Annotated in this window: 22 protein-coding genes and 1 pseudogene; 4 read left to right on the forward strand and 19 right to left on the reverse strand. The window is 41.9% G+C overall.

The genetic code is table 11. The features are described from left to right. Window positions 1-454: 454 nt before the first annotated feature. The 5 genes and pseudogenes from lysM to rppH all read right to left on the reverse strand — a co-directional run. Complete coding sequence (lysM, locus tag EDC16_RS03480; RefSeq protein WP_132965466.1) at window positions 455-898, reverse strand: peptidoglycan-binding protein LysM; 444 nt, start codon at window positions 896-898, stop codon at window positions 455-457. A 116-nt stretch (window positions 899-1,014) separates the two neighbouring features. Beyond that, window positions 1,015-1,866, reverse strand: coding sequence for a thymidylate synthase (locus tag EDC16_RS03485; protein ID WP_132965468.1), 852 nt, complete (start codon window positions 1,864-1,866; stop codon window positions 1,015-1,017). Between the two features lie 36 nt (window positions 1,867-1,902). Beyond that, window positions 1,903-2,697: a prolipoprotein diacylglyceryl transferase gene (gene lgt, locus EDC16_RS03490; protein ID WP_132965470.1), complete on the reverse strand. Its 795-nt coding sequence runs from the start codon at window positions 2,695-2,697 to the stop codon at window positions 1,903-1,905. 22 nt (window positions 2,698-2,719) lie between these two features. Beyond that, window positions 2,720-3,511, reverse strand: coding sequence for a sulfite exporter TauE/SafE family protein (locus EDC16_RS03495; RefSeq protein ID WP_132965472.1), 792 nt, complete (start codon window positions 3,509-3,511; stop codon window positions 2,720-2,722). 221 nt (window positions 3,512-3,732) lie between these two features. Then, a pseudogene (gene rppH, locus EDC16_RS03500) lies at window positions 3,733-4,197 on the reverse strand (RNA pyrophosphohydrolase); the annotation flags it as partial. A gap of 685 nt (window positions 4,198-4,882) precedes the next feature. Between rppH and mutH the strand changes: the two are divergent. The 3 genes from mutH to cpxA all read left to right on the forward strand — a co-directional run bounded on the left by mutH (window position 4,883) and on the right by cpxA (window position 7,958). After that, on the forward strand, window positions 4,883-5,557 hold the full coding sequence (gene mutH, locus EDC16_RS03505; protein ID WP_132965474.1) for a DNA mismatch repair endonuclease MutH: 675 nt from the start codon (window positions 4,883-4,885) through the stop codon (window positions 5,555-5,557). Window positions 5,558-5,724: 167 nt separating this feature from the next. Then, on the forward strand, window positions 5,725-6,438 hold the full coding sequence (cpxR, locus tag EDC16_RS03510) for an envelope stress response regulator transcription factor CpxR (RefSeq protein WP_132965476.1): 714 nt from the start codon (window positions 5,725-5,727) through the stop codon (window positions 6,436-6,438). Between the two features lie 74 nt (window positions 6,439-6,512). Continuing rightward, window positions 6,513-7,958 carry an envelope stress sensor histidine kinase CpxA gene (gene cpxA / locus EDC16_RS03515; protein WP_132965478.1) on the forward strand — a complete coding sequence of 482 codons (1,446 nt, stop codon included), beginning with the start codon at window positions 6,513-6,515 and terminating at the stop codon, window positions 7,956-7,958. A 116-nt stretch (window positions 7,959-8,074) separates the two neighbouring features. Here cpxA and EDC16_RS03520 read toward each other — a convergent pair whose 3' ends face one another. From EDC16_RS03520 to rffG, 8 genes are all read right to left on the reverse strand, one after another. Continuing rightward, on the reverse strand, window positions 8,075-9,346 hold the full coding sequence (locus tag EDC16_RS03520; protein ID WP_132965480.1) for a sugar transferase: 1,272 nt from the start codon (window positions 9,344-9,346) through the stop codon (window positions 8,075-8,077). Window positions 9,347-9,353: 7 nt separating this feature from the next. Next, window positions 9,354-10,460 (reverse strand): glycosyltransferase family 4 protein, encoded by a 1,107-nt coding sequence (locus EDC16_RS03525; RefSeq protein WP_132965482.1) that lies wholly within the window; start codon window positions 10,458-10,460, stop codon window positions 9,354-9,356. After that, entirely contained in the window at window positions 10,460-11,554 is a 1,095-nt protein-coding gene (locus EDC16_RS03530; RefSeq protein ID WP_132965484.1) for a glycosyltransferase, read from the reverse strand. Before EDC16_RS03530 ends, EDC16_RS03525 begins: the two co-directional genes overlap by 1 nt. Before the next feature lie 58 nt (window positions 11,555-11,612). Continuing rightward, on the reverse strand, window positions 11,613-12,524 hold the full coding sequence (locus EDC16_RS03535; protein ID WP_157330538.1) for a glycosyltransferase family 2 protein: 912 nt from the start codon (window positions 12,522-12,524) through the stop codon (window positions 11,613-11,615). Window positions 12,525-12,550: 26 nt separating this feature from the next. After that, window positions 12,551-13,732 (reverse strand): oligosaccharide flippase family protein, encoded by a 1,182-nt coding sequence (locus EDC16_RS03540; RefSeq protein WP_198362768.1) that lies wholly within the window; start codon window positions 13,730-13,732, stop codon window positions 12,551-12,553. A gap of 13 nt (window positions 13,733-13,745) precedes the next feature. Beyond that, the gene (locus EDC16_RS03545; RefSeq protein WP_176551981.1) at window positions 13,746-15,068 is read right to left on the reverse strand and encodes a hypothetical protein; all 1,323 of its coding nucleotides are present in this window, start codon (window positions 15,066-15,068) and stop codon (window positions 13,746-13,748) included. A 96-nt stretch (window positions 15,069-15,164) separates the two neighbouring features. Beyond that, on the reverse strand, window positions 15,165-16,028 hold the full coding sequence (gene rfbA / locus EDC16_RS03550) for a glucose-1-phosphate thymidylyltransferase RfbA (protein WP_132965490.1): 864 nt from the start codon (window positions 16,026-16,028) through the stop codon (window positions 15,165-15,167). 22 nt (window positions 16,029-16,050) lie between these two features. Next, window positions 16,051-17,115 carry a dTDP-glucose 4,6-dehydratase gene (gene rffG / locus EDC16_RS03555; protein WP_132965492.1) on the reverse strand — a complete coding sequence of 355 codons (1,065 nt, stop codon included), beginning with the start codon at window positions 17,113-17,115 and terminating at the stop codon, window positions 16,051-16,053. A gap of 344 nt (window positions 17,116-17,459) precedes the next feature. Here rffG and infA point away from each other — a divergent pair, with 344 nt between their 5' ends. Next, the gene (gene infA / locus EDC16_RS03560) at window positions 17,460-17,678 is read left to right on the forward strand and encodes a translation initiation factor IF-1 (RefSeq protein ID WP_132965494.1); all 219 of its coding nucleotides are present in this window, start codon (window positions 17,460-17,462) and stop codon (window positions 17,676-17,678) included. Window positions 17,679-17,728: 50 nt separating this feature from the next. Here the strand turns inward: infA and lnt are convergent, their stop codons facing one another. The 6 genes from lnt to leuS form a co-directional block, all read right to left on the reverse strand. Further along, window positions 17,729-19,294: an apolipoprotein N-acyltransferase gene (gene lnt / locus EDC16_RS03565; protein WP_132965496.1), complete on the reverse strand. Its 1,566-nt coding sequence runs from the start codon at window positions 19,292-19,294 to the stop codon at window positions 17,729-17,731. A gap of 30 nt (window positions 19,295-19,324) precedes the next feature. Further along, on the reverse strand, window positions 19,325-20,218 hold the full coding sequence (corC, locus tag EDC16_RS03570; protein WP_132965498.1) for a CNNM family magnesium/cobalt transport protein CorC: 894 nt from the start codon (window positions 20,216-20,218) through the stop codon (window positions 19,325-19,327). 151 nt (window positions 20,219-20,369) lie between these two features. Further along, entirely contained in the window at window positions 20,370-21,800 is a 1,431-nt protein-coding gene (locus tag EDC16_RS03575; RefSeq protein WP_132965500.1) for a sucrose-specific PTS transporter subunit IIBC, read from the reverse strand. A 259-nt stretch (window positions 21,801-22,059) separates the two neighbouring features. Further along, window positions 22,060-23,109 (reverse strand): DNA polymerase III subunit delta, encoded by a 1,050-nt coding sequence (gene holA, locus EDC16_RS03580; RefSeq protein ID WP_132965502.1) that lies wholly within the window; start codon window positions 23,107-23,109, stop codon window positions 22,060-22,062. Window positions 23,110-23,131: 22 nt separating this feature from the next. Then, entirely contained in the window at window positions 23,132-23,629 is a 498-nt protein-coding gene (gene lptE, locus EDC16_RS03585) for an LPS assembly lipoprotein LptE (protein ID WP_132965971.1), read from the reverse strand. 79 nt (window positions 23,630-23,708) lie between these two features. Then, window positions 23,709-26,291 carry a leucine--tRNA ligase gene (gene leuS, locus EDC16_RS03590; protein WP_132965504.1) on the reverse strand — a complete coding sequence of 861 codons (2,583 nt, stop codon included), beginning with the start codon at window positions 26,289-26,291 and terminating at the stop codon, window positions 23,709-23,711. Between the last annotated feature and the right edge of the window lie 39 nt (window positions 26,292-26,330).

The raw sequence follows: 26,330 nt of genomic DNA on the forward strand, positions 1-26,330 counted from the left end.
TCACCCGTGATGTTTGAACGACAAAAGGCAAATACTAAAATGCTTTTTAATTAAAACCAGTCTTAAAATTGTTGCAGGAAATTGAACTATTACACTTAAAAAATTGAGCATATAACGCCTCTCGTATGATAATTAATTTCGCACTTATCATAGAAAAAAAGACACTATATAGCCTGAGAGAGAATTTTAGAGAAAATAAGAAATATTCCTAGATTAACGGGTTTTATCTTAATTTTGTGAAGTAAATCACATAATTTTATTTTATTATCCCTGCGTATGCCTTCAATTCAATCGATTATCATGCTAACGAGAGTGCGCCGTAGCAATAGGGTATATCACAATAAAAAAACATAGCCAGCAAATCAGGATTGGTCGCCAATTTGCCAGCTATGTTAAATAGTCTGTTTTGTTACAAATAACACCAAATTTTAAATATTATCAATAGGATAAGAAATTATAACCCTTTCGGAATGCGAATTTTCTGCCCTGGGAAAATTTTATCCGCATCTTTGATCACTTCTTTATTGACTTCAACGATCTTAGTGTATTTTGCGCCGTTGCCGTAGGCTTTTTCGGCAATTTTCCATAAGGTGTCGCCTTTTTCAATCACATAAAACTCATCGTCAGAGGCTAAGGCTTCGCCGCTGGCAATGGTGACGCCTTCGGCTTCCACTTTGGTGATCCCGGCAATATTACCCGCCATCAGAATGGCTTTTTCTAAGGCTGACGCGTCTTTTGCTGTGCCTTCAATTTTTGCCACACCGTTTTCAACTTTCACTGCCACGTTTTCCACGCCGGGGTTATCTTCACTGATGTGTTGTGTTACCGCACTTGAAGCTTCTTCTTCTTTGCCGAAGATTTTCTTACCGATGTTGCCGACAAAATCAAATAATCCCATAACTTTTCCTTAATTATTAATTTATTAATATTAACGACTTGCCTGATAAAACCTTGACAAAAGCCGAACCGAACACAGTGTATTATCCGATCAGTTTCGACCGAAAGTAAAGCGAATTAAACCGAAAACGGATATTGAATCGGCGGATGTGATTGGTAACCCACCACCTTAAAATCATCCATCGTGACCCAAGTCTCCAAATCCTGTAATGTTTTGATCTGGGGATTGATCTCTAATCTCGGCAACGGCAGCGGCTCGCGCAGTAACTGCACCGTTTGCATCAGCTCCAGCTGATCTTCATAAATATGCGCATTGACAATTTTATGGTACGCCTGCCCGGCTTTATGCCCGGTGATCTGCGCCATCAACGCTAAAAAAATATAAACCTGAATTTGATTGAAATTTAAGCCGAGCGGCACGTCACAAGAACGCTGATAACTGGTGAGATGCAGCGTATCACCCAGCAATGAAAAAGTGTGGGTGTGCATACAAGGGCGCAGACAGCCCAGTTCAATTTCTCCCGGATTATAAAATGTGATGATTTCACCGCGATCATCAATACCGTTCGACAAATTATCCACCACTTTTCGCAGTTGATCTAAATGTGAACCGTCCGGCTTGCGCCAGCTTCTGCCCTGCACGCCGTAAACCCGCCCCATATCGTCGTTGCCTTTGCGGTGCGGGCTGTTGAGCCAGACATGATTGTCATTGGCGTTGGCATCCCAGGTTTTGGTGCCGAGTTTGCGGAAATCGGCAGCATTGTCATAACCACGGATATAACCTAAAAATTCGGCAATCGCGGCTTTCCAATAGCTTTTGCGGGTGGTAATCAATGGAAATTGGTTGTTGGCGACATCGTAACTCAAATCGGCATTGATCACAGTTAAGCAGCGTTTACCGGTACGTTTGTTGCCAATCCACACGCCATGATCCACGATCCGCCGGCATAAATCCAAATATTGACGCATATTTTTCTCCTCCAAAACCGCACTTTTAGGCGTGCACTACTTTACTGACCGCCGATAAGCCCAAACGACAATCAGTGCGCCGATCAACATCATCGGGGTCGATAAAATTTGCCCCATTGAAATTTGCTGTCCGAAAAACAATCCGAGATGTTCGTCCGGTTCACGGAAAAATTCGACGATAAAACGGAATAAACCATAGAAAAATAGAAACAGCCCTGCTATTGAGCCCGTCGGACGCGGTTTTTGGATAAACCAATTCAGAATAAAGAATAGCACCACGCCCTCTAACAAGGCTTCGTACAGCTGCGACGGATGGCGCGGCAAGTAACCGCCGGACGGAAACAAGACTGCCCAAGAGACATCAGTCACCCGCCCCCATAGTTCGTCATTGATAAAATTACCGATACGCCCCATGCCCAAGCCGAACGGAATCAACGGCGCCACAAAATCGGCAGTTTGCCAGAACGGGCGTTTTTGTAAACGGGCGGTGATAATCATCGCAACAATCACCCCGATTAAACCACCGTGGAAAGACATCCCACCTTCCCACACCCGAAACAGATAGAGCGGATCCTGTAAAAACAAGTCGAAATGGTAGAACAGCACATAGCCGATTCGCCCACCTAAAAATACCCCTAAAAACCCATTAAATAACAACGAATCGACCTGATCGACTGTCCAACCACTGTTGTGCTGCTTGGCGCGTCGCACCGCCAGCCAACGGGCAAAAACAAAGCCAATTAAATACATCAGACCGTACCAGCGCAAGCCAATTGGACCGAGTTCAAAAATAACCGGATCAAAATCCGGAAAGCGAAGATACGAATTCATACGATTCCTTGCCGATAAACACTTAACTGAATAACATTTTTAGTGCCACCAATGACAACCAGATCGCAAACGCCTTTTTCAACGTCGGCACCGGTAATTTGGTAGTCATGTCTGCCCCAAGTTTTGAGGTGAAAAAAGAGACGACAGTAATTAATAATACCGCCGGCAAATAAACATAGCCGATCGAATAAGACGGCAGATCCGGTAGGTTCCAACCACTAACAATAAAGCTGATCATACCGGACAAGCCGAGCAACATGCCGCAAAATGAAGAAGTTCCGATCGCCCGCTTGATTTCAATTCCACGTGAATTCAAAAACGGCACAATGAATGCGCCTCCGGCAATACCGGCAAAGCTGGATACAATGCCGATCAACGTTCCACCAACCACACCGCTCTTGACCGTTAAGGGGCGATTGCCCGTTTCCCGTTTGATCGATAGCACCATTTTGGTTGCCAAATACAACACCATCACCGCAAACAGTTTGCTGGTGACCGCTTTCGGCAATTGGCTGATAAACAAACCGGAAATAAACACCGCGATCATTAACGACGGAATCAAGTATTTTGCCGCCTGCCAATCCACGTTGCCCAATTTATGATGGCGTTGTGCAGAAGAAAAAGCCGTGATCACAATGGTCGCAAAAGAACTGCCCAGCGCTACCGTCATCGACATTGCTTCCGGTACACCGATTTTCGGCAACAGATAGACCAACACCGGCACAATCACCAAACCACCGCCAATACCAAACAGTCCGGCAAGAAAGCCCGCTAAAGCGCCGGTCAACAGACAACCGATTACAAATACCGTCATTTGCGTTGTTCTCCTTTCTGCCGAGCGCTTCTTTCCTGATTGAACTTACGTTGTTTCCGTTGATAACGTGGTTCTTTTTTGCCTACATTCGTCGAGCGCTCATTGTCGCTAGGTGATGTAGCCGTGTCCTTAGTATTATTTGTATTCGTACTTGCAAGCGATTTATATTGGCTGGTGTGTTGATGCGATTTGACCGCACTTGCCCTGTCCGGTGCTGCCATTACCACGCTGGAAAACTCTTTCATCACTTTACGATAGACTTCTCGTTTAAATGAGATAACCTGCCGCACCGGATACCAGTAACTGACCCAGCGCCAACCGTCAAATTCCGGCGTTTTAGTCGCCTGCATATTGATGCTGTCTTCACCACTGACCAGGGTCAATAAAAACCAGCGCTGTTTTTGTCCAATACACACAGGATTACCGTCATTGCGCACCAAGCGTTTCGGCAATTTATAGCGCAGCCAGCCTTTGGATACCGCCAGAATTTTTACGTCCTGACGGCTCAAGCCAACCTCTTCATACAACTCGCGATACATCGCCTGCTCCGGCGTTTCGCCGTTGTTGATGCCGCCCTGAGGAAACTGCCACGAATTTTGTCCGCAACGCTTCGCCCACAACACCTGTCCTTGTCGGTTACTGATAATAATCCCGACATTTGGCCGATAGCCATCGAAATCGATCACCGTCGATCCCCTTAAATCGTCTAAATTTTTTAAATGGTGTTGATTGTTTCATAATATCGAAAACGATACAACAATAACCGCGTAAAGAGTGAGATGGATTTTATGTGACAGTTTTCAACTTCTATTTCAGATTGTAAATATTAACAATGATAAGATAATTCTCCGCTCCACTGTGGATAACTCTGTGTGTAATCGTAGGAAGTATTGTTGTCTAAAAACAACTGAGAGCTGCTGCTGCCTTTTGCCATAAGGATTTTGCTTTAGGTTGTCGATTGATTAAACAAATGCTTAATTGATCGACTTGCCGTCTGTTTTTACCCTGCCAAGTGGCAGACAATTAAAAAGAAATGTTTATTTCTGATCCGAGTCTTGCACAAATATGCTGCAATTAAAACAAAAAAATAACATTTCTCACCATCCTTGAGTTATTCAGATTTTCTGTGGATAACACTGTGGCTGATTTCGGTATTATCATTAATAAATCCAAACACAAAGTAACTTATTTTAAATTTATCATTATAAATCAATAAATTAATACAAATAAAATGTTATCCCCACCGTATTTAAAAAGCAGGATTCCATACTGATTATTTCTTGAACAATAAAATTTGTATCTTTCACGCCTTACCGTTACAATACCGTACGTTATTTTCCAACTATTCACCCTATTTCAAACGGATATAAGATGACTACGCCACAATCAGAGTCGCAATTGCTGCACCGTGCCCACCAATTGGCTGGACTGCGACTGGCTGAAGTGGCTACGGAATACAATATCCAAATGCCAACCGATTTAAAACGTCATAAAGGCTGGGTTGGTATGCTATTGGAAACCGCACTTGGCGCAGAAGCCGGCAGCAAAGCACAGCAAGATTTTGCCGCACTTGGGATTGAGTTAAAAACGATTCCCGTCAATCAGCACGGATATCCGTTGGAAACCACGTTTGTCAGCTTGGCACCGCTCAGCCAAAACAGCGGTGTCGTTTGGCAAAACAGCCATGTACGTTACAAACTACAAAAAGTGCTGTGGATTCCGGTGGAAGGTGAACGCCAAATTGCACTGTCTGATCGTCGGATTGGCTCGCCCATTTTGTGGCAACCGAGCGCCGAACAAGAAGCTCGCCTCGCGCAAGACTGGGAAGAGTTGATGGATTTAATTGTTTTGGGTGGATTACACAAAATCAATGCTCGTATCGGTGAAGTGCTGCAATTGCGTCCAAAAGGCGCAAATAGCAAAGCATTGACCATGGGATATGACCACAATGGGCAAGCAATTAAAACATTACCACTCGGATTTTACTTAAGAAAGAGCTTTACTGCGGAAATTTTACAAAAGTTTTGTTCTACCTCAACTTTATAATACGAACTTTAGTGTATCTTAGCTGTCAAACTGTAGGGTCTGTTTCTCTTTCATAACTTGTTTATATTACCGAATTGTCACGCTGAATCATCATAGTAAATGAAAGACAAACAGCTCCTCCTATTGTTCCGCAACAATAAATAATAATTAACTAAAGGAAACCATTCATGGCAAAAATATTACTTGTCGATGACGATGTTGAACTTACTGAACTGTTGGCTGAAGTATTAAACATAGAGGGATTTGACGTTGAATTGGCCTATAACGGTGAAGAGGCATTGAAATTACTGAATTTCAGCCACGATATCGTCCTGCTAGATGTGATGATGCCGGTATTAAACGGAATAGAAACCCTAAAACAAATCAGAAAAAGTTTCTCCACACCAGTATTAATGTTAACTGCCCGTGGGGATGATATCGATCGCGTCTTGGGATTGGAATTAGGTGCTGATGACTATTTATCAAAACCGTTTAATGATCGTGAACTCGTTGCACGAATCAAAGCGATCTTACGTCGAACGCAAAACCAATCTACCGCACTCAGCGCCAGCAGCAACATTGAGAAAGACGACAACAAGCATCTCGAATTTGGCGGCATTACCCTTTATCCGGGCAGACAACAGGCGCTATATTTAGAACGTGATTTAGATTTAACCGGTACTGAATTTGCACTATTGCAAATATTAATTAAGCATCCGGGACAAATACTGTCACGAGAATTACTCAGCTTAGAAATTTTGGGCAAGCGCCTGACACCGTTTGACCGTGCAATCGATATGCATATTTCTAATTTGCGTAAAAAACTGCCAGAACGTGCCGACAATCTACCATGGTTCAAGACACTACGCGGACGAGGCTACTTACTGGTCACTGAAAAATAAGTGAGCAATGATCAGAATAGCGTGCCAAACAACACGCTATTCTTTTTTCAACGCACCCAATATGAAACTATGTCATGAAAACTCTGCGTAAGTTTTTGCGTTTGCTTAATTCAATCAATGTGCAAATCTTTTTTCTTTTTTGGTTGATTTGGTTGGCTTTTTTTGTTTTGATGGGATTTGCATTCTTTATCCCAACCATGGACGCACGCAATTACACCGAACTCTCCACTGATGAGGTTAATCTCTATCAGTTTGAAGTGATCAAACTAACAAAAAACAATATTCTATACGATTTGCAGTACCAAAAAAGTCCCCACAGCAGCTTACCTAGTGACAGGATTGGACATATTTCAGCCCCAAGAAAGCCGGTATTACTGGATCCCAATGATTTTAATAAGATCATCGGTAATCTGGATTACAATGAAAGCAGTCAGCTATATCAGTTTGCCAATCGCTCAAATAATCCACTGTTGCCACAAAAACGTCGGTTTTATAATCAAGATATTGTCGGCCCGTTTATCTCGCCCTATCCTCTTTCAGAAGATCGTGAGCCTTATTTGTTGTATTTTATTGATACCGTCGATCCACAACGGGAATTTATCAATTTTTTCTTTGATCACCCACTAATCATGCTGTTCTTATTAATGGCGACCAGCACACCACTGCTGCTTGGGCTCATTTTCAGTTTAACCCAGCCTATCAAAGAATTACGCAGCACCGCCAATGCCATCTCCACCGGAAATCTAAGCATTAATCCAATTTTAGAACAACGTGGATCAATGGAATTGCGTGAAGTTGGCAAGAGTTTTAACCACATGGTGATGTCCTTAGAAAGTATGATTAGCTCACAACAACGACTGTTATTGGATGTGTCGCATGAATTGCGCACCCCACTGACACGCCTGCAACTCGCCGCCGCTTTACTGCGCCGTCGCCAAGGTGAAAACAGTGAATTACAGCGGATTGAAACTGAAACCGAGCGTATGGAAAAAATGTTGAATCAGTTATTAACGCTCTCACGCCAACAAACCGCACTTCATATAAACCGAGAGGTGTTTCCACTGCCGAATATCTGGGAAGAAGTGGTCGAAGATGCCAAATTTGAAAGCCGTGAACGCCACTTTGAATTCAGTTTTTCACAGAATATCAAAAATCCTGAGAAATACTTTATCAATGGTAACGAAGATGTACTCGCCAGCGCATTGGAAAATATTATCCGCAACGCTTTCAAATACGCCCACAGCCGTGTGCTCCTGAACTGTAATATTATTGATAATAAACAACTTCAGATCATTGTTGATGACAACGGTGACGGCGTTGCCGAACACGAATATAAACAAATCTTCCTCCCCTTCTACCGCACCGACCAAGCTCGCGCCCGCACCACCGGCGGCACCGGCTTAGGTTTATCGATCGTCGCCAACTCGGTAGAACAACATAAAGGCACCGTCACTGCCGGCAAAAGCAGCCTAGGCGGACTCAGAATCACCATTCTGCTGCCATTGTGGCTCGATAGTTAAGGGATAAGTTATTGAATGTCAGACCGCACTTTGGAAAGTGCGGTTGGAGTTTACTCACTACCTGTGGGCATCAGAATTTGTAGTTAGAAGTAATTGAAATAGAACAAGTAAATTACCTATCGTGCGCCAAAGCCAGTCAACATTGTTTTTAATGTCTTGAACACAATTAGAATATCTAACCACAATGAAAAATGCTTAATATAGTAAAAATCATGTTCAATTTTTACTTTAGTATCGTCAACATCAGCTGCATAACCATGCACAACTTGCGCCCAACCGGAAATACCTGGCTTAACAATGTGGCGGTAACTATAAAACGGAATCTCTTGTTCAAATTGCTCAACAAAAATTTTCTGTTCAGGTCGTGGACCAATCAGACTCATGTCGCCTTTCAACACATTAAAAAATTGTGGCAACTCATCAATACGGGTTTTACGAATGAATTTGCCAATCCGTGTCACTCTCATATCACAATCAGAAGCAAATTGTGCTCCGTCTTTTTCAGAATCCTTACACATACTTCTAAATTTATAAATATTGAACTCTTTACCACCTTGCCCTACTCGTTTTTGGATAAACAAGGCTCCACCATCACTCTCCAAGCGGACAGCAAGTGCGGTAATCAACATAATCGGCAGCGTAATCGGAAATGTGCCCAACACCAAAATGATATCAATACTGCGTTTTATTAACGAATAAACCGGTGAAGGCAGCAATGATCCCAAATCATTTTCATACATATGCCTGATTTTCACACGCCCCGTCAACGACTCCTCTAGTTGGCGGGCGTTATAAACAGGAATACCGTGCAAAGTGCAGTCTGCTAGGAATTTTTGCCATTCTGCTGTCAAATCAGTGGAATGAAGATCTACTGCTATTGCATTAAAGCGACGCTCTAAATCAGGTTGTTCTAATTTATGCCAATTTACATTATCGATTTGTTCCAATGTCTTTGCCCGCCCAAAAGGAATATAGGCGATTTTCGGCACAATCCAACGTCTTGCTATAAAATAGCCTGAAAAACAGAATAATAAAGAAAGTATAAAGCTATTTATCAATAGATAAAGTGAATATTCCAAGCGAAAAAATAATAAAATGACAATCGCTATTGAATAACAAGAAATGATAGTTGAGAAAATGAAACTACTTGATTTATCTCCTGGATAACGCATTAAAACACGTAGAAACAGCGCAACCAGAATAAATGCAACACTTATCGCAAGAATGGTATGTATTCGTGTTTCAGAGCCGAACATGTCGTTACCCCATAATGCAAAAGCAGGTAAAAACACCGAGAATAAAACCCCTAAAGTAGACTGTACAGTTGTGCTAAAAAATAACCGTTCATACCAACGAGAGTGGCGTTTTCTAAATTGTCTATTTGTCATATTGAGCCTAGCTATTTACGTTTATAACGGATTTATAAATTTCAAGTGTTTTAGTCAGCATTAATTCATAAGTGAAATGTGATTCAAAAATATCTTTACCTGCATATCCCATTCTATCTCTTAACATTTTATTACCAATGAGTATATTTAATTTATCTGCTAAACAATTTATGTCCCCACGAGGGATTAAGTAACCATTCTTCCCATCCCAAACCGCTTCTTTTATACCACCAACATCAGAAGCAATTATCGGTAATCCTTTTGCCATAGCTTCAAGAATAGTAAGCGGCAATCCTTCCCAATTTGAAATCAATAAAAAAATATCGGCATTTACTAATCGTTTTTCAACATCATGACATTGACCTGAAAAGATAATTTTATCATCTAAAAAAAGAGACTTAGCTTGTTGTTTAACCATATTTAGTAAAACTCCATCGCCGACAAATTCAACTTGCCAGTCTAAATCTTTAACCTTTGCCAATGCAGCAACTAAATCAGTATAATTTTTAGGAATATCAAAACGTGCAACCATAATAAGTCTAATTATTTTATCATTATGTGGCATTTTTATTATTCGTCGATCAGTTGATATTCCATTATGTATAGTAATTAATTGCTCAGGCTTACCAACACCATGCTTCAAAGCTAAGTTACGATCATACTCAGATACGGTAATAATCTTTCCACCCAGTTTAGCCATGCTTTTTTCAATAAACCGATAGAACATTGCTGTTCTTTGTGCTACCCCATCAGTAAATGCCCAACCATGCGCGGTAAATATATATGCTAACCCTAACCGCCAAGAGGCAAGTCGTCCTAAAATTCCAGCTTTTGATGAATGTAAGTGTACAATATCAGGTCTTAAAATTAATAGATGTTTTTTAATTTCAAAATAACATTTAAAATCCTTAATAAGATTAATTTCCCTTACTAAATTTTTAACAATAATACACTCTAAATTTCTTTCTTTAGCTTTCTCAACAACAATCCCTGTTCCCCCAATGAGAATCGTAACCTGATGTCCTTTATTCTGTATTCCTTCTGCTAAATCTAATAAGTGAACATTTGCGCCGCCAATCACATCTGAACGAGTTATCACATAGACAATTTTCATTATTTATTACCTTGATATAAATTAATCCATCGTGTGGCTATAACATTTAATGAATAATGCTCCATAATATATTTTCTGGCTTCACTTCCCATGCTATATCTAATATTATCAGATAAATTAATTACTTTGACCATAGCATTAGCCAGCTCATTAGAATTTTGCCTAGTAACCAAATACCCATAATTATCCACAACCTCCTTCGTTCCACCACAATCAGTTGCTACCACGAGGCGCTCACATAGCATAGCTTCTGCTAGTACCAATCCAAATCCTTCATATTTAGAAGACAAAACAAAGCAATCACAAGCACTCATTAGAGCTGGAATGTCTCTCCTTAACCCCAAAAAATAAACTGAATGACTGATATTAATATTTTCTGCTAAAGAAATAAGCTCTTCTTTTTGCTCACCTTGTCCAACAATTGCCAATACAGCCCTAGGATTCTTATTTAATACTGATGTGAAAGCGTTTAATAAATTAGGATAATCTTTGGCATCGGTCAATCTGCCGACGGCAAGAAATAAAAAATCACCCTCAGTAATATTTAATTCATCTCTTATTAATTCTCGTTGTACCTTATTAAATACAAATTTATCGGGGCTCACACCATTCAACATTGGAATCATTTTATTACTTGGGCTTGCGCCTTTTTGAATGAAACACTCTACCGCCTCTTGACTGACATTAGTATTTAAGTCTGATAAAAAATCAGTTATTCTATAAGCTAACATCCTTATATGTCGGCCTTCATTTGTACTGTGGGCAGTACAAATTAGTTTTTTCATAGGGGTAATAATTCTTAGCAATCGAGCAAATAAATTAGCATGAAACATATGGCTATGCACTATATCCGGATTGAATTTATTAATGACCTTTTTTGCCTGCACTAAAGAATGAATCAACCCAAAGATATTTTTCTTCATATTTAATGAATATATTTCTATATCTTTAGATATTGGTGATACTATCTCTTTACCTGTTAAAGAAATAATTGCAACATTATTACCCATTTTATGGAATTCATCTGCAAGATCACAAACTTGACGCTCTGCCCCCCCCATACCAAGACCTGTTATGATTAATAGTATTCTCATAGCTCTTTTATCTTCCTTCGATATTCAAAATGAATAATATATATTACGTACCAACATACTAGCCGTTATAATTACGATAAAATAAGAATAACTTTTTAATAAAATAATCAGGTAGCCAGCTAATAATCCACAATATAACTTTTAATATTTTATTAATCCTAGCTGTTTTAAGAATATGCCTTGCTTTTTTTGATTGTTTATTCAACAAACTATAAGTAATATAGGCTAATTGTATACGACGATATTCACTCGGATAATCGCTACATAAACGCTCACCAAAATCCTTTAACGTCATTTCAGCTAATTCTTGATAATGAGCAGCATTTTTTATCTGAGAAGAAAAATGTGTTAACCGAACATGAGCATCATCTGACACCGAAACTATTTGATGTGCATATGATGGAACTCCATATCTCTCAGCAATTTTCCACCAAAGTAAATGCTCACCACCGACTCGATTATCTGGATATTGTAAACCTGTGCTTAGAAATTTCTTACGATTAAATACTGCGGTTAGGTCATCAATAATCACTTTATTCATATAGTCATCAAATGTTGCAAGTAAAAAGTTATTTTTAATCTGTTCCACCTGATATACTTTCTTAGTTGAGAATTGATACACCGGATAATCATCTTCTTCTAATTTAGATAATAGATTTGCTAAATACCTTACACTTCCTTGCATTAAAATATCATCATCATCAAGCATAAGCACCCAAGAGCAGGTGGCTAAATTAATCCCCTTCATGCGAGCAGGACCCGGCCCACCATTAACTGGCATTCTGTAAAAAATTAAATCTTGATACACACTTAAGTCCGGTGATTCAATACTTGAGTTATCATCAACAACAATAATCTCAACCTTATTATAAGTATCATCACGTTCAGCAATTACAGATTCAACTGCGCGAATAACTAAATCAGGTCTATTATAAGTTGGAATGACTACACTAAGAGTAAATTTATTCAAAGCAATATCCTTAATATATTAATAAGCTACCTATAGAATAGAAAGAGCAAAATGGAAAACATCACTATTTCTGCGGCTAGAAAAGCAATACACATACCTAGAGTACCTAATATAGGCACTAAAAAACTGGCAAGTAAACAAATAATAACCACATTGAGTATCATAACCTTGCTTGCAACATTTTCCTTACCAATCACGATAAACCATAGTATCGCTAATGCCATGCTACAAATGCGTAGAGGTAAAATCCATATTAGAATTTTTAATAGCTCCGCAGCTTCATGATACCCCTGTCCAAAAACCAAAGCCACTAGCCAATCTGCAAGATAAGTCACAGCACCAGAAAAGATAAGTGTAAGAATAAAAATTGTAATTACTGTCAGATTAACTATTTTTTTCGCTGATCGAAAAGACTCTAAATGTAATCTAACTAAATATGGGAAAAAAGCATTCAGTAATGGAGCTGATAATCCACTACTTGCTCTAACTAGCTTCTCTGCCGGGACAAAAGCCCCAACCATACTTGAGCCACCAAATATCCCTAGCAATGTCGACGCAATTGATCCCATAATGCTCTGAGAGCTTTTATAAAGAAATAACTCCCAACTTTCTCTTAATACTGTTATAGCACCCTTTACATTAATATGCCCACATCCGGTTTTACGTATCATAAATAAGGTTGGCAATATAGTATTTAGCCCACCCACAATAGCTTGGATAACTAACACAAGAAAGGCATCTTCAGGAGAAGATATCATTATAATAATAAAAATTACACCTAGACTACGCAGTGTTAAATCTAACAATGCAGGAATAATTAATTTTTCAATCCCAATGTAATACCATATTGGAGTAAAACCAAATGAAAACATTGATAATAAAATCCAGAAGAACCATTCATTAGGAATTACTGTTTCTCCAATTTGAAAAAGTATCAGAGCAGCAACAATAATTGAAATAAAAATCCCTAATAAAAACTTAGCTAATAAAACATCACTCACTAATTGTGAAAGCTTGTGCTTATTATCTCTGTATTTAACCACATTTCTTGCAGCACTAAAATTAAATCCAAACTCTATAAATACCGAAGCAATTAAAGCTATACTCAAAGCATAAAGTACTTGACCATAACTTTGCTGTCCTAGAGCACGAGCTAATATAGGTAGTTCTATAAGAGGAATGATCAGACCTCCTATTTGAGCTAACATTAGCCAAAAAGTGTTATTTATGACGCGGGACATAATTAAGTATGATCGATATAGCCACTAGTACAATACCCCATTCAGAAAGCTCATTACTCAATGGATGGAATAACCCCATAAATAAAAATAGAATTAAAATTGAAAGTGGAGTAAGCATTATCTCAAACCTTTCAAGAAACAACTCTTTCTTTTCAGTTACAAATCTTATCCCATGATACAGAGGATATATAAAAAATAATAAGTAACCTAAAAGCGAGATAACTCCTTCATCAGCTAAGATTTGCAAATAAGTCATATGAATAACAACCTTTTCACCATATTCATTAGCCTTTGTGCTACCAAAGCCACCGCCAAAAGGAAAATTATCGACTGCTTGCTGCCAACCTATTGATAACATTTCTAGGCGTGTTGTAGTATCTCCCTGAACTAAGCGAACTGCCGTCGTATTTTCCGGTGTTAATTTATTATCAATATTATTAATTTTTTCATTTTCAATATCTAACTTGTCCTGAATATTAGTTGAGGGGGTTACCAGTTGAATAATAGCATCATCATACTGTCCTCTAACCCAGCCTAATAATGTAGGTTGTATAGCAGCAAAAGATATACTGACAACTAACAATAAACAACAGTGTACTAATATTTGATTATTTTTTATTTTTTGTTTGTTAGTATAGGCTGCAATTATCGATAAGGTCAGCCATACAAGAATCATCCAAACGATTGCTGTACGGCTACCATCTAAGGCAATAATAAGTGCGGAGCTAAATGCTAACAAAAGATTTGAAAGTGATACTTTCTGCATACAACGCCAAGCTGCCACAGGCCAGATAAATGCACCAATTTTCCATATAACACCGGGCCAACTAGCAAGCCATCCCATACGACCATCACCTAATATAACCATAGCATCTAGATAACGGAATATAATAAAAGAAATTAAAGGTAACAAAGATAAAAAAAGTACTATATAAAGTGCTCTCTCTAATAAACCTGAGGAAATATAGGGGATTATCAGTAATATTAGAAGAATTGGTATAAAAAAAGAATATTTAATTAAGGTATATGCTCCCTTGCCATCATTTTCAAGCGCAGCAATTGCAATACCCAACATAAATAATAACCAAAATAAAAATATAAAATAATGGTTAAAAAAACCATACAAACGTTGATTAATTATTTTTAATTTACCTTTTACTCCATACAAGAAACTAATCAGTGCAATAAACAATAATAAAATTTGAGCAAGCCAAATAGCTCCGCTTCCTATATAAAGTTTTATAGTACTGAGCATAGAGAGGATGATAAAAGCAACAATTGAATAAATAGATAAATTTTGCATTCACATACCATAGAAAAAAATTGATTTCATAAATAATTCCTTTACCTTTCGGCATGATGTAAGTAAAACTATATTAACTGAATTCTAATCTTTTTATTATTTAACCAACCGCAACAAATACTGCCCATATTCATTTTTACTCATCGGTTTGGCAAGTGCGGTCAGTTGTTGATCGGTTAACCAGCCTTGCCGCCAGGCAATTTCTTCCAAACAAGCGACTTGCATGCCTTGGATATTTTCGATGGTACGCACAAAAGAAGCCGCTTCGTGTAGGCTTTCGTGGGTGCCGGTGTCTAACCAGGCAAAGCCCCGTCCTAACAATTGTACATTTAAGGAGCCGTCGTTGAGATACATTTCATTTAAGGTGGTAATTTCCAATTCGCCACGGGCGGATGGTTTGACTTGTTTGGCGAGCTCTACCACTCGGTTATCGTAGAAATATAAGCCGGTGACCGCCCAATCGGATTTTGGTACTTGAGGTTTTTCTTCGATGGATAAGGCTTTGTAGTGCTGATCAAACTCGACCACCCCGAAACGTTCCGGATCTTTCACTTGGTAGGCAAACACCGTTGCACCGTTGGTTCTGGCGACGGCTTTTTGTAATAACGGTGTAAAAGATTGGCCGAAGAAAATATTGTCACCCAGCACTAAACAGCAGCTGTCTTGCCCGATAAAATCTTCTCCGATAATAAAAGCCTGTGCCAAGCCGTCCGGACTCGGTTGAATGGCATATTGCAAGTTAATACCAAAATCGCAGCCATCGCCGAGCAAGCGTTTAAAACTCTCATTATCTTCCGGGGTGGTGATAATCAGAATATCTCGAATGCCGGCCAGCATCAGTACCGACAGCGGATAGTAAATCATCGGTTTATCGTAAACCGGCAACAGCTGTTTGGAGACACCGCGCGTGATCGGATAGAGACGCGTGCCGGAACCGCCGGCAAGGATAATGCCTTTCATATTCATTCCTTTTTTATACTTTTTATGCTTTTGTGCCCAAACGTTGCAAGCTATATGAACCGTCTAACACCCGACTCCACCATTTTTTATTGTTGAGATACCATTCCACGGTTTTACGGATGCCTGATTCAAAAGTTTCCTGCGGTTGCCAGCCCAGCTCACGCCCGATTTTTGCGGCGTCGATGGCGTAACGCACATCGTGTCCCGGACGATCGGTGACATAAGTGATCAAATCTTGGTAGCGAACAACCCCTTGTGGCTTATTAGGCACCAACTCTTCCAACAAGTTGCAAATGGTTTTTACCACCTCGATATTGGCTTTTTCATTGTGTCCACCAATGTTGTAGGTTTCGCCGATTTTACCTTCGGTCACCACTTTATATAACGCCCGCGCATGATCTTCCACAAACAGCCAGTCACGAATTTGCATACCGTTGCCATAAACCGGCAGTGGTTTGCCTTCCAACGCATTTAAAATCATCAAGGGGATCAATTTTTCCGGGAAATGGTATGGACCATAGTTATTCGAACAATTGGTGACAATGGTCGGGAAACCGTAAGTTCTTAACCAAGCCCGCACCAGATGATCGCTCGCCGCTTTGGAGGCGGAATACGGGCTGCTAGGGGAATAAGGGGTGGTTTCGGTGAACAGATCGTCCGTTCCCTCTAAATCGCCATACACTTCATCGGTGGAAATATGGTGAAAACGGAAAGCCTGTTTTTTAGCCGACTCTAGTCCGTTCCAGTAAGCTCTGGCAGCCTCCAGCAAAGTATAAGTGCCGACAATATTGGTATCGATAAATGCCGCCGGCCCGTCAATTGAACGGTCAACATGGCTTTCCGCTGCCAAGTGCATCACTGCATCAGGTTGATGTTGCTGAAAAATACGTTCAAGTGCGGTTTTGTCACAGATATCTGCTTGCTCAAAAACATAGCGTGGATTCGCTGCGATTTGTTCGAGGGATTCCAAATTGCCGGCATAGGTCAATTTGTCTAGATTGATGACACTATCCGCGGTCTCTTGAATAATATGGCGAACAACCGCCGAACCAATAAAACCGGCACCACCAGTAACTAAAATTTTCATAAAAATCCTTTAAAAGTCTATCAAAAATAGAATATTATCAATGACATCCTGTCGAAAAATTCCATTCCCTTAATAAACTCAAATTAATTGCGGATAAATCTTTCTCATTTTAGAAGAAATTAAAAAAAATAACAATTTTCTTGTATTTATATTTTCACACCAAATGATTACTATTCCTATTTAAAATAAAAAAGGAAAGCCATCTATATTTAAAAAAACTTTCCGAATCCGTCTGATGCAGGTATAATCTGCGCTTTGTTACGGTAACAAAGCAACCCCAAAACATTAAGCGTGGTGTTAACCGTCGCATACCGATAAAATTCAGTAAAATTTCAGAGGAAGGAATGGCTAAAGAAGATAGCATTGAAATGCAGGGAACGATTTTAGATACTCTGCCAAACACGATGTTTCGTGTTGAATTGGAAAATGGTCACGTGGTCACAGCACATATTTCCGGCAAAATGCGTAAAAACTACATTCGTATTTTAACCGGTGATAAAGTCACGGTTGAATTGACACCTTACGATTTAACTAAAGGGCGTATTATTTTCCGCAGTCGCTAAGCCTCCCCAAAAACAGCGCTGCCCATATGAAGACAGCGCCTGTGCTTCCCTTATCTGGTCTTCAGCGTAGCTAATTGTTGTAGTTTGCGACGTAAAAGTGCGGTCAAGATATTGAATACTAACAATACCAGCGACAGCAAGTACAGCGGTTTATCACCAAACACGCTATACGGTGTGGCAATGGTTTCTAATTTTAATTCTGTGGTTAATGTCGTCGCTTCAAATTGTGGCGCTTGCTGCAACACTTGTCCTTGATTACCGATAAATGCGGTAATGCCGGTATTAGTGGCTCGAATCACCGCTTTGCCGTTTTCCAACGCGCGCATTCTTGCCATTTGAAAATGCTGCCACGGTCCGATCGAGTCGCCAAACCAAGCGTCATTAGAAATCGTCAAAATAACATCACTATTAGCATTAGCCAAATTTTGTTGTAGTTGATTACCTAACACAATTTCGTAGCAGATCGCAGTTGCCAGCTTAACCCCCTTAGCAGTAAGCGGAGCTTGCAGGTACTCCCCCTGTTTAAAATTTGACATCGGTAAGTTAAACATACTGCCTAACGGTCGCAACAGGCTTTCTAGTGGCACATATTCGCCAAACGGCACCAGATGGTGTTTATTATAACGGTTAGTACTTGTTAACTGATAAGGATTATGTGGATCACCCAGCACAATCGCAGAATTATAAAAGCGGTCTTGCGACTCATCATGATAGACTGTGCCGACAATCAGTTCGCTGCCGCTGTTGTGTACCGCCGCCTGCCAATTTTGCAACAGTGGCTGTACTTGATTTTCCAGCGTCGGAATCGATGCTTCCGGTAGAATAATCAAGTCACTCTTACCCAAGTGCGGTGCGATTAACTGTTGGTAAATGTTAATCGTATTGCTGAAATAGTTCGGATCCCATTTTAGATTTTGCTCAATATTGCCTTGCACTAAGGTGATTGTAAGTGCCTTAGCTGAACTGCTGCTCTGCTTTGCGCTGGAATCCGCACTGATTTTTCCACCTGAATAAAACGCCGCAAACGCCAAACCCAATACCATCAATAACGAGCTGGCAGTCAATGCTAAAGTGCGGTCAGTACGGTTCAATCCTGCTTTGATGCTATTCATCAGCAGCGCTGCAATCCAGACCACAAAAAAAGTCAGCCCCTGCACCCCAAACAACGGAGCAATGCCATAGAACGGGCTATCGATTTGCGAATAACCAAATTGTAACCAAGGAAACCCAGTCATCACCCAACCACGCAGAAACTCAGTGAAGGTCCACAAAATCGCAAACACGACCGCACTTTTAATCTGAAAACGCTGGATCAAATAGGTAAATAGTAGAGGATATAATGATAAGTAAGCCGCCAGCAGCAACACGGCTAAATAGCTGAGGATTAACGGCACACCACCAAACAGATTAATGCTGACATGGATCCAATTGATGCCGAAAGCGAAAAATCCCAATGCCCAGGAATAGCTGGTATAAAGTGCGGTTTTGCACGAGCTTTGAGTGGCAAAAAAAAGCATGCCGATGACGCTGACATACGCCATTGGCCAATAATCAAAAGGCGAGAAAGCAAGCACACCGCTTGCTCCCAATATTAATGCGAAAAGTATTTTTATCATGGGGTGAGAATAAAGTATTTGCATGGCAAGTTATACATTTTCAGGAAATGCGGAATCCTCTTTGATCTGATCAGGCACTCTAAGTCGAAGTTGAATAATTTTACGGCTGTCGGCAGAGACCACTTTGAACAGCAACCCTTCCAGTTCAATCTCCTCATCACGGCTCGGCAGATAACCAAACGCCTGCATAATGACACCACCGATGGTATCGACCTCTTCCGAATCAAAATGCGTGCCGAATTTTTGATTAAAATCTTCGATATCCGTCAAGGCTGATATTGCATAGGCATGACGTGACAGTTGACGAATATCCGCCGCTTCTTCTTCGTCGAATTCATCTTCGATATCGCCGACAATCTGCTCCAAAATATCTTCAATCGTCACCAAACCGGAAATCGCCCCAAATTCATCAACCACAATGGCCATATGAAAACGCTCGGAACGAAACTCTTTCAACATGCGATCAACCCGTTTGCTCTCCGGCACTATCACCGCCGGGCGCAACACTGAAGACATATCAAATTCTGCTGCATTGGTGCGAGAAAACGGCAGCAGATCTTTTGCCAGCAGCAAGCCTTCTACATTGTCGCGTTCATCACTCACCACCGGAAAACGTGAATGCGCCGACTCAATAATCACGTCCAAGCAAGCATCCAATGACTGCTCTTTATTGATAAACACGATTTGCGCACGCGGGATCATAATATCGCGCACCCGCAACTCGGAGATCTCCATCACCCCTTCAATCATTTCACGGGTATCTTGGTCAATCAACTCATTTTGTTCTGAGTCGCGAATCACCTCGACCAGTTCTTTCCGGTTTTTCAGTTCCCCTTGAAACAAGCCACTGAATAGTGATTGGAAAAATCCTTTTTTTGAGCCTTGCTCTTGATTATCGTTGCTTATCTGTTCGTCACTCATCATATCTGTTTTTTATTAGGTTGGTTTATTAAAATACTCTTTGCCAAACTAGCATATTTTGCCCCGCTCCGCCAGCCGTTTGCCACCCAGTAAACAAAAAACCAACCGCACTTTCATTTGGTTGGCTTTTTGTTTCAGTCAAGATTAACGCAATTTAATTTGCTTGCCGTTTCTTTTGCGCTCTTTTACCCAAAATCACAGTCACAGAGAATGCAACGACAAAAGAGATTAGCATACCGATCACATACATACTGATATCGTTCGGTTTAATCGAGATAATCCCCGGTAAGCCTGCGGCACCCAGCGCTTGCGCTTTAACATTGAACAGGGCGACAAAGGCACTGGCACAGCCGGCGCCAACCATTGCGCCGATGAACGGATAGCGATAACGCAGGTTCACCCCAAACATCGCCGGCTCAGTGATACCCAACAAGGCACTAATACCTGACGGCAACGCAATCCCACGGGTTTTAACATCTTTCATAATCACAAACACCGCCAAACAAGCAGCACCCTGTGCGATATTTGACATCGCTGCAATCGGGAAAATAAAGGTTCCGCCGGTGGTGGCAAAATCTGCCAACAATTGCGTTTCAATGGCGATAAAGGTTTGGTGCATCCCGGTGATCACAATCGGAGCATACAAAGCACCGAACAATGCACCACCGATAAAGCCTGCGGTATCATATAACCAAGTTAAACCAGCCCCCAACAAGAAACCGACTTCACGGGTGATTGGTCCCACAAAGCTAAAGGTTAGCAATCCGGCAATAAACAGCGCCAATAGTGGCGTTAGCAGGTTGTCCAGCACCGACGGTACGACTTTACGCAACGCTTTTTCTAAGGTGGCAAGAATCCAAGAGGCAACCAACACCGGCAATACCGAACCTTGATAACCAACACGCTCAATGCTGAAACCGAAAATATTCCAGTAAGCCAGTTTGCCTTCTGCCACCACGCTGGTGTAATTCCAACCGTTGACCAAATCCGGGTGCACCAGCAACATGCCCAGTGCCGCCCCCAGAAACGGATTGCCACCAAATTTGCGGGTTGCGGAGAATGCAATCAAAATCGGGAGGAAAACAAACGGTGCGTTAGCAAAGGTGTTGATCATTGCCGCCAAATCGGCCAGTTCAGGGTGCGTGTCAACCAGTGACATCCCTTCCACAAACAGGTCTTTTGCCATAAACACATTGGCAAGCCCCATCAACAAACCGCCGGCGACGATTGCCGGAATAATCGGCACGAAAATATCGGCTAAGCCTTTTACCAAACGTTGCAGCAAGTTTTGGTTTTGTGCACCGGCAGCAGCGACATCGCTCTTTGTCATATCGCCCATGCCTAACATACTGCTCATTTCCGCATGGACTTTATTCACCGTGCCTGAACCAAAAATAATTTGATATTGCCCGGCAACTGAAAACTGACCTTTTACGCCGTCAATATTTTCAATCGCTTCTTTATCGACCGCACTTTCGTCTTTCAAGACGATCCGCAGTCGGGTTGCACAGTGTGCCAAAGCACTGATATTCTCTTTTCCACCCAATTTTTCAATCACTTGGGTTGCAATTTTTACAAAATCCATCTGCCTCTCCTGTTATTTAACCGATAGTTTATAATCTGGGCAAGATTTTAACTAAAACGTTTTAGTTAAGCTACACATGAACTAAAACGTTTTAGTTAATTTTTTATTTTTGTGATCCAGTTAACAAAAACGCCTCGCAGAAATGGCGAGACAACAGAGGAGATTTGTCAAATTAAATGTAAATTTATGGTAAAAGTGCGGTCAGCCGATTAGTCGTTTAGGGACTGTTGTTCTTTGTTTATATTTTGAGCTACAGCCCCTAATACTTACAGAATAATAGGCTGAAATCTTGTAACTGCGGCCAAACATCCGCATCAAAGTCACGTTTGAGTTGGCGTTCGATCTCCGCCAGTTTCTGCAATAATCGGTACAAATCAACATAGCGCATGCGCCGGATTGCTTGGGTAAACAGTACCCGACGATTCTGCCAAATCCGTAAACGGTCAAATTGTTGGCGCAATTGTTGAGTTGGCAAAGGTTGACTGCTGTCAACCGCACTGTCGTTGGCACATAGCTGTAAAATAGTGGTCAGCTCTTTTTGTGCACTACGCAGCAAAATCAGCGGTTGAACTTCTTCATTTTGCAACGAATGTAAAATCCGTACCGCTCTTTTAGTTTTACCTTCCAACAGCGCATCCAGCCACTGATAAGGGGTAAACAGCGAGGCTTGCTCCACACAGGCTTTGACTCTGAGGTAGCTCAATTTGCCGTCGGGATACAGCAGTTTCAATAAATTCAAAATCTGTTTTAGCGCCAGTAGATTGCTTTCATAACTGTAACACAGCAGTTGCAGCGCTTCTTGCTCAATGCTCAGCTCTAAGATTTTTGCTCGTTGTTGCAGCCAAGCAGGAAGCTGTTCAAGACTGGGCGTTTGACAATTAACCAACACCGCACCTGTTGCCTGCTGTGCTGCATATTCGTTCAGCGCCACAAACCAGGTCTGTTTTTCAATTTGCAAATTGAAACGAGGAATTTGCAGCAGCAATAAAATATCGGAGTGCAACAGACCGATTAAGTGCAGCAGTTTTTTCTGCAACGCTTGACTGATGTTGTCTGGCAGCAGCAATATAATCAAGAGTTTGTCAGAAAAAAGCCCGCGCGATTGACAGGCTTGATACAGTGCGTCCCAATCTGTGGCATTATCAATTGCAAGCGGTAAAACCTCATCAAACTGCTGAGTTTTCGCTGCCGCTTTAATTGCTTGGCGCGATTCGTCCAGCAACAACCAATCCTGCCCCTGCAACAGGTAACAGCAAGCCACCTGTTGCTGAAGTGCGGTTGCCAGCTGCGCCGCTGTTACTCTTTTCACCGCCTGCCAACCTTCATTATGCTTATTTTACCGCCAGCTGATTTTGCAAGCTGATGATTTTAATCATCAACTGACGGGCAGCTTGCGCGCGCATGTCGTTATAAATTGCGTCCTGTTCAGCTGATTTAGCTAACGCAGCACGGGAATCATCAAAGAAAGTACGGGTATTTCTGATGTTGATTGGAAATTCACCACGTCCCGGAACGTATAAACTGGCAGACAAATTCAAAGTCAGCAGTTTCTCTGCTTCCCGTCCCTGCTTAAATACCGAAACTACAGCGGAACTAATTTGGCTGTTTTTCACTCTCAGCTCAGGCACTTCACCTTGCTCCACCAGTTGCACTTGATGTAGGTGTAGCTGATTGCGTACCTCCCGACTCAAATAGCCGTAAGGATCGCTGCTCTGCAATTTCATGGTTTGAAATGCCGGCTCAATTCCACCTTGATTGGCAAAATGAAAGCCACAGCCACTCAACAGCAGCAACGTGCACAACAAAACCCAAGCATTTTTTTTCAACATCATTTCAATCCTCATCTGAATGAGAAACCGCACTTTAACTTTAATCTTGGACAGCATAAAGTGCGGTCAAAGTTACTGATTATTTTGCTACAAAACTCAACAGTTTGCCCGGCACATAAATCACTTTGACAATATTCAAACCGTCTAAATGACGTGCGACATTGTCATCAGCCAGTGCGGTCTGTTTAATCGTGTCTTCCGCCGCATCGGCAGCAACGGTCAATTTACCACGCACTTTGCCGTTCACCTGCACCACGATCAGTTTTTCATCGTCAATCATCGCCTCAGCATCCGCCTGCACCCACGGTGCAAAGTCAATCGTATCGCTGTTGCCCAATTCGTGCCACAGTGTAAAACAGATATGTGGTGTGATCGGATACAGCATTCTGACCACCGCACTTAAGGCTTCCGCCATCACCGCACGGTCTTGCTCGCCGTCTAATGGCGCGCGGGTCAATTTGTTCATCAACTCCATAATCGCTGCAATTGCGGTGTTAAAGGTTTGGCGGCGACCGACATCATCGCTGACTTTGGCAATGGTTTTATGTAGATCACGGCGCAGCGATTTTTGATCCGCACTTAATGCGGACAGATCCAGTGCCGCCGTTGCCGGATTTTTCCGATATTCAAATACCAAATTCCACAAGCGACGCAAGAAACGGTTTGCCCCTTCCACACTGGCTTCTTGCCATTCTAAGGTCATTTCTGCCGGCGAGGCGAACATCATAAACAGCCGCACCGTGTCGGCACCGTATTTCTCCACCATTTCTTGCGGATCAATACCGTTGTTTTTCGATTTAGACATTTTGGTCATGCCGGTATGCACCAACTCATGCCCGTGTTTATCCACCGCTTTGGTGATTCGCCCTTTTTCATCTCGCTCAACGCTAACCTCGGTCGGCGATACCCAAATCCGCTCGTTGCTGTCGGAAATATAGTAGTAAGCATCCGCCAACACCATGCCTTGGCATAGTAATTTATTGACCGGCTCATCCGATTGCAACAAGCCTGCATCACGCAGCAATTTATGGTAAAAACGGAAGTATAACAAGTGCATGGTGGCGTGCTCGATACCACCGATATATTGATCGACCGGCAGCCAGTAATTGGCCTCTTCGCTGTCCAGCATACCGTTTTGATATTGCGGACAAGTATAACGCGCATAGTACCAAGACGATTCCATAAAGGTGTCGAAAGTGTCGGTTTCACGCAATGCTGGCTGTCCGTTAAAGGTGGTTTTCGCCCAATTTGGATCGGCTTTGATCGGGCTTTGTACTCCGTCCATCACCACGTCTTCCGGCAAAATCACCGGCAAATCTTCCATTGGTACTGGCACCACATCACCGTTTTCCAGCGTCAACATCGGAATCGGCGCCCCCCAATAACGCTGACGTGAAACGCCCCAATCGCGTAAGCGGTAATTCACTTGGCGTTTGCCCACCTGCAAACTTTCCAGTTCATCGGCAATCTCATTGAAGGCTTGTTCAAAATCCAAGCCGTCAAATTTGCCGGAGTTAAACAAAATACCCGGTTCGACAAAAGCCGCTTGGCTGATATCCGCTTGCTCAACACCAGTCGAACGAATCACGGCTTTAATCGGCAACTGGTATTTTTGCGCAAATTCATAGTCACGCTGATCGTGCGCCGGCACCGCCATCACTGCCCCGGTGCCATAGTGCATCAACACGAAATTCGCCACCCACACCGGCACTTTTTCGCCGCTCAGCGGATGAATCACTTCCAAGCCGGTTGCCATGCCTTTCTTTTCCATGGTTGCCAGATCGGCCTCCGCCACTTTGGCATTTTTGCTGTCGGCAATAAACGCTGCCAATTCAGGATTATTCAACGCCGCTTTTTCCGCCAACGGATGCGCAGCTGCCACCGCCAAATAGGACACGCCAAAGAAGGTATCCGGGCGGGTGGTATAAACCGCCACAGTGTCATCGCTGTCGGCAACCTTGAAGGTGATTTCCACCCCTTCGGAACGCCCGATCCAGTTGCGTTGCATGCTTTTCACTTGATCCGGCCATTGCGGCAAACCATCTAAGCCTTGCAACAACTGCTCGGCGTAATCAGTGATTTTGACGAACCATTGTGGAATCTCTTTTTGCACCACCGGCGTGTCGCAACGCCAGCAACGCCCTTCATCCACTTGCTCGTTCGCCAACACGGTTTCATCGTTCGGACACCAGTTGACCACCGAGGTTTTCTTATACACCAACCCTTTTTTATATAATTCGGTGAAGAACCACTGTTCCCATTTGTAGTATTCCGGTTTACAGGTGGTCAATTCGCGATCCCAGTCGTAACCGAAGCCCAGCATTTTCAGCTGCTGTTTCATGTAAGCAATATTTTCATAGGTCCACGGCGCAGGGGCGGTTTTGTTTTTAATTGCCGCATTTTCCGCCGGCATCCCAAAGGCATCCCAGCCGATCGGCTGCAACACATTTTTGCCGTTCATGCGCTGATAGCGCGCCACCACATCACCGATGGTATAGTTGCGCACATGCCCCATGTGCAGACGACCGGACGGATACGGAAACATCGAGAGGCAGTAGTATTTTTGTTTGCTTAAATCAATTTTGGCGGCGAATACTTTGTTATCCAACCAATAATTCTGCACTTTCGGTTCAATCTGATCCGGACGATATTGCTCTTGCATAGCGAAATTACCTTTTATCAACACAAAAAACCGCACTTT

The organism is Testudinibacter aquarius (assembly GCF_004342725.1).
Classification (GTDB): domain Bacteria; phylum Pseudomonadota; class Gammaproteobacteria; order Enterobacterales; family Pasteurellaceae; genus Chelonobacter; species Chelonobacter aquarius.